Origin of the sequence: Brevibacterium sp. VCM10 (assembly GCF_000583215.1) — a bacterium.
Taxonomy (GTDB): Bacteria; Actinomycetota; Actinomycetes; order Actinomycetales; family Brevibacteriaceae; genus Brevibacterium; species Brevibacterium linens.
This window is the reverse complement of sequence record NZ_JAJB01000120.1, coordinates 1-5,035: the sequence shown is the minus strand read 5'-3', so window position 1 is coordinate 5,035 and position 5,035 is coordinate 1. Positions and strand designations below refer to the sequence as shown.

5 protein-coding genes are annotated in these 5,035 nt (G+C 64.7%); 1 reads left to right on the top strand and 4 read right to left on the bottom strand.

All coding sequences use genetic code 11. The features are described from left to right. Positions 1 to 30: 30 nt before the first annotated feature. Both AD89_RS0117620 and AD89_RS0117615 read right to left on the bottom strand, forming a co-directional pair. On the bottom strand, positions 31 to 1,683 hold the full coding sequence (locus AD89_RS0117620) for a solute symporter family protein (RefSeq protein WP_035321537.1): 1,653 nt from the start codon (positions 1,681 to 1,683) through the stop codon (positions 31 to 33). Further along, positions 1,680 to 2,021 (bottom strand): DUF485 domain-containing protein, encoded by a 342-nt coding sequence (locus tag AD89_RS0117615; RefSeq protein ID WP_025780992.1) that lies wholly within the window; start codon positions 2,019 to 2,021, stop codon positions 1,680 to 1,682. The genes AD89_RS0117620 and AD89_RS0117615 overlap by 4 nt, the downstream gene beginning before the upstream one ends. A gap of 107 nt (positions 2,022 to 2,128) precedes the next feature. Between AD89_RS0117615 and AD89_RS0117610 the strand changes: the two genes are divergently transcribed. After that, complete coding sequence (locus tag AD89_RS0117610; protein ID WP_025780991.1) at positions 2,129 to 3,010, top strand: helix-turn-helix transcriptional regulator; 882 nt, start codon at positions 2,129 to 2,131, stop codon at positions 3,008 to 3,010. A gap of 15 nt (positions 3,011 to 3,025) precedes the next feature. On the opposite strand, the gene proC is transcribed toward AD89_RS0117610, so the two are convergent. Both proC and AD89_RS19045 read right to left on the bottom strand, forming a co-directional pair. Continuing rightward, positions 3,026 to 3,862: a pyrroline-5-carboxylate reductase gene (proC, locus tag AD89_RS0117605; RefSeq protein ID WP_025780990.1), complete on the bottom strand. Its 837-nt coding sequence runs from the start codon at positions 3,860 to 3,862 to the stop codon at positions 3,026 to 3,028. Positions 3,863 to 3,963: 101 nt separating this feature from the next. Beyond that, positions 3,964 to 4,965 (bottom strand): sugar phosphate isomerase/epimerase family protein, encoded by a 1,002-nt coding sequence (locus AD89_RS19045; RefSeq protein ID WP_025780988.1) that lies wholly within the window; start codon positions 4,963 to 4,965, stop codon positions 3,964 to 3,966. Between the last annotated feature and the right edge of the window lie 70 nt (positions 4,966 to 5,035).

The window sequence follows — 5,035 nt, the reverse complement described above, 5'->3', positions numbered from 1 at the left end:
GCACTTCGAACACGCGGTTGGCGGGCGGGGTCAGTGTTCGACGGCCTCCTCGGCGCCGAACCCGGTGTGGGCACGGACGTCCATCTCTGCTGCGAGCTCGGGGCTCTCGACGGTCCGGTCGGTGACCGACGCGATCCAGCCGAGGATGAATCCGAGCGGAATCGAGATGATGCCCGGGTTGGACAGCGGGAAGATCGCGAAGTCGGCACCAGGGATCATTGCGGTCTCGGAACCGGAGACGACCGGCGAGAAGGCAATGAGCACCATCGCCGAGATCAGGCCGCCGTAGATCGACCACACCGCACCGCGAGTGGTGAAGCGCTTCCAGAACAGCGAATACACGATCGTGGGCAGGTTCGCGCTGGCGGCGACGGCGAAGGCCAGCGCCACAAGGAATGCGATGTTCTGCCCCTGCACTCCGATGCCGCCGATGATCGCGACCGCACCGATGACGATGACCGTGCGACGGGCGATCTTGACCTCCGCATCGGAGTCCTCGACCTTGCCCTTCTTGATGACGTTCGCGTAGATGTCGTGGGCGAACGAGGCCGCCGCCGTGATGGCCAGACCCGCCACCACCGCGAGGATCGTGGCGAACGCGACCGCGGAGATGAAGCCCATGAGGATGGGTCCACCGAGGTGGAGCGCGAGCAGCGGTGCCGCCGAATTCACTCCGCCGGGAGCATTGTTGATCGCGTCGGCACCGACGAGCGCGGCGGCACCGTAGCCGAGGACGAGGGTGAAGAGGTAGAACGCGCCGATGAGCCAGATCGCCCACACCACGGAACGGCGCGCCTCCTTCGCAGTGGGAACCGTGTAGAAGCGCATGAGGACGTGCGGCAGACCGGCGGTTCCGAGCACGAGGGCCAATGCCAGGGAGATGAAGTCGAGAGGATTCTCTCCGTACTTCAGTCCCGGCTCGAGCACCGCCTCACCGACGCCGCCGGCCGCGTTCTCCACTGCCGAGGCCAGCAGCGTGGAGAGATTGAAGCCGTTGAGGGCGAGCACCCAGACGGTCATGGCGAAGGCACCGGCGATGAGCAGGACCGCTTTGACGATCTGCACCCAGGTGGTGCCCTTCATTCCGCCGACGAGGACGTAGATGATCATCAGCGCACCGACGACGGCGATGACGAGCGACTGACCGACCTTGCCGTCGATGCCCATGAGCAGGGAGACGAGACCGCCTGCTCCGGCCATCTGGGCGAGAAGGTAGAAGAAGCAGACCGCCAGAGTCGACAGTGCTGCGGCCATGCGCACGGGACGCTGCTTGAGCCGGAAAGACAGCACATCGGCCATGGTGAACTTGCCGGTGTTGCGCATGAGCTCGGCAACGATGAGCAGGGCGACGAGCCAGGCCACGAGGAAGCCGATCGAGTAGAGGAATCCGTCGTAGCCATTGACGGCGATCGCACCGCAGATGCCGAGGAAGGACGCCGCTGAGAGGTAGTCGCCGGAGATGGCGAAGCCGTTCTGCGGTCCGGTGAACGACCGGCCGCCGGCGTAGTAGTCCGAAGCGGATTTGTTGTTGCGGCTGGCCCGCAGGACGATGAACATCGTGACCGCGACGAATGCGGCGAAGATCGTGATGTTGAGGACCGGGTTGTTCTCGACCTCGGTGGTCGCTGCGCTGAGGAGGTCGACTCCCGAGGCGACGAAGTCTCCGATTGCCAGAGTGCTCATGAGCGGGTTCCTTCCGATTCGGCCAGCAGTCGTTCACGGATCGCCTCCGCGGGAGGATCCAGCTTCTTATTGGCGAACGAGACGTAGAACATCGTGATCGCGAAGGTCGTCACGAACTGCAGCAGCCCGAAGACGAGCCCGACATTGATCTCCCCCACGACCTTCGTCGACATGAAGTCATGAGCGTAGGTGCTGAGGATCACGTAGAGGAAGTACCAGACGAGGAACGCGATCGACAGCGGGATCACAACCGAGAATCGTTTGCGCTTGAGGGCCTTGAACTCCGGGCTCTCCTCCTCTGCGAGGAAGTCAACTCCGGTGTTGACAGGGTCAGTCATTCTTTCTCCTTTGAATGGACAGAACATCAGTGTCCTGAATCACATGACCCCAAGGTAACGTTCAGCATGCACTGGGGAATACCACCGAAAGTTGGTAGCTTATTCACATGAATGCGCATGCCAAGGAAACGCGGGCACTCAAGGTCGAGACCCGTCGCCTGTTCGTCGAAGCCGTCGACTCCCTGCATGAGAGCGGCACCGGTGATGTCGTCTTCGGAGGCATGGTCGAAGAGGGTTCGGTCGCGGTCGAAGCCGTCGCCGGCGCCGATAAGAACCTGCTCTCGTCGCTCATCGTCAGCACCGGCCGCGGCCTCGGCGGACGGGCCATGACCGAAGGCACTCCGCAGCTGACCCGCGACTATGAGATCGACCCGCTCATCACCCATCACTACGACGAGGAGGTGCTCGGTGAGGGCATCCGCGTCCTCGTGGCCGTACCCACCCTCCACGGTGGTGAGGTCACCGGAATGGTCTACTGCGGCCATCGCGCGGACTACGACGCCGCCGCCCCGCAGACAGGAGACCTCGTGAGGCGAGTGCGAGAGCTCTCGGTCGATCTCGCTCGACTCGGCTACCGGCAGCAGCCGCTTGGCCCGGTCAAGGAGGAACCGCTCTATCCGGATCTGGATCCCTCGGGACGCGAGGCTCTCCGGCACACCTATGCGGAGCTGCGAGCCATCCGCTCCGGCATCGTCGACGAGGAGACCCGGGAGAAGCTCACCGGCGTCGAGGCGCGCCTGGCCGATATCCTCTCCGGGCACAATCCGGAGAACTTCCAAACCCCGGTGCCCGCAGTGCGGCTGTCGCCGAGGGAGACCGACATCCTTTCGCACGTCGCCCTGGGATGGCCGAATGCCCGCATCGCCGAGGCGCTGTCGCTGCGCGAGTCGACGGTGAAGTCCTATCTCAATACGGCGATGGTCAAGCTCTCGGCACGGACCCGGCATGAGGCCGTGTCGATCGCCCGCTCGTCCCACGTCCTCCCCTGAGCGGGGAGAATCGGCTCAGTCGTTGATGACCTCGGAGTTCTGCCGTTCCATCTCCACGGAACGGTCCGCCGCCGCCTGCGCGGCCGCCTCGGCGATATCGAAGATCCCGGAGTCGAGGAACTGCTGGAGACCGGCCAGGGTCGTGCCGCCCTTGCTGCTCACGGCCCGACGCTGAGCGGCGGGATCGGGCTTCTCGGTCAGGAGTCGGCCGGCGCCGTCGGCGGTGGCCACGACCATCTGGCGGGCGACGTCCTCACTGAGGCCCTGCTTGACGCCGGCGGCGATCATGGCCTCGGCGAAAAGGAAGAAGTACGCGACTCCGGACCCGGAGATTCCGGTCATGGCAGGTATCTGGGATTCGTCGAGATCGACGACGAGGCCGGCTCCCGACAGCAGGGACGTCAGTGTGTCCACGCTGGCGGCGGTCACCTCGGCGGAAGGGGCCAGCGCGATGACGCCGTGACCGATGGCGCTCGGAGTGTTCGGCATGATCCGCACGATCGGATTCTCGGGGGCGAGCTTCGCCAGGTCCGCAGCGGCGACACCGGCGGCCATGGACACGAGCACGGAGTTCGGGTCGAGGTCGTCGGCGAGTTCGCGCACGGTCTCGGCCATCATCCACGGCTTCACACCGAGGAAGACGAAATCGGCTCCGGCTGCGGCCCTGCGGTTCGCCTCGGGATCGTCCTCCACCGAGGTGACCGCCGCAGTCGGCAGATGATGGCGGAGGCGCTGTGCCGAGGCGGTCGAGTTCGTCGTCGCGCGCACGGTGATGCCCGCGTCGGCGCTGAGGATTCCCTGGATGAGGGCCGTGCCCATGTTGCCGGTTCCGATGGAGGCGATGGTGGTCAAAATGCGCCAGCCTTTCGTTGGGGGTGGAGGGGTCGGTGGGTGTTCCTGCGTGTGGGCGTGCCGATGCAGGGTTCGACGGGAGGTCCTGATCGGTCCCGGGGTCAGCTCTCGCCGCCGGATGTGCCGGAACGCGAGGGCTTGTGCTCGGTGGTGCGGGTGTGGCTGTGGGTGTTGCGTCGGGGAGCATCAGCCTCGAGGCCGAGGTGCTCGCGGGCGAAGGCGATGGAGTCGGCGAGCATCTTCTCGCGGACGGATTGTCTGCGCACGAATCGGGTGTTGACCTCGACGACGACGTCGCCCTGCCAATTGTGTTTGGCCAGGTACTGCAGGGTCTCAGCGACGGGCATCGTGCCTTCGCCCGGAACGAGGTGTTCGTCCTTGAGGGAGCCGGCACCGTCGGTGAGGTGGACGTGGCGGAGCTGATCGAAGATCTCGCTCACCGTCTCCAGGGCGTTCATGCCGGCGGTGGAGGCGTGGGAGAAGTCGAAGGTGAGGTCGTCGTAGTCCTCGTCCAGGGGGTTCCAGTCGGGATAGTAGACCTGGATCTCGCGCAGGCCTGCACGCCAGGGGTACATGTTCTCCACGGCCAGTCTCACTCCGGTCTCGTGGGCGACTTGGCGGACGCCGTCGACGAAGCCGAGGGCGTATTCGCCCTGCCATCGGAACGGCGGGTGAAGGACGACGGTGTCGGCGTGGACCTCTTTGGCGAGGTTCGCGGTGATCCGCAGCTTCTCCCAATGGTCTTTGTGCAGCACCCGGGGCAGGAACAGCAGGGTCGGGGCGTGCAGGGAGAGGACGTCGAGACCGGTATCGCCGGCGAGTCCGTTGATGAGGTCGACATCGCGGGTGTCGGCATTGTGGGTGATCATGATTTCGACCCCGTCGTAGCCGTGTTTGGCTGCTTGAGCGAAGGTCTCCTCGACAGTCATGGGTGAGACGGAGGAGCTGGAGAGGCCGAGTCTGATCCGGTTGTCGGAGACGTGATGAGCGTCTTTCTCATAGATGTCGTATTTGTCGAAGTACTCCTTGTGGCGCTTCGAATTCGAGCGCGCGGAATTCTTGGTGGTCAACACCTTCCGCTTGGACTTCGACTTCCTGCTCATCTCTTCCAGTCTAACGCGGCTCCCCCACCCCAGAATTACCCGACGGCGGCCCAGCAACCTCGCGCGAGGT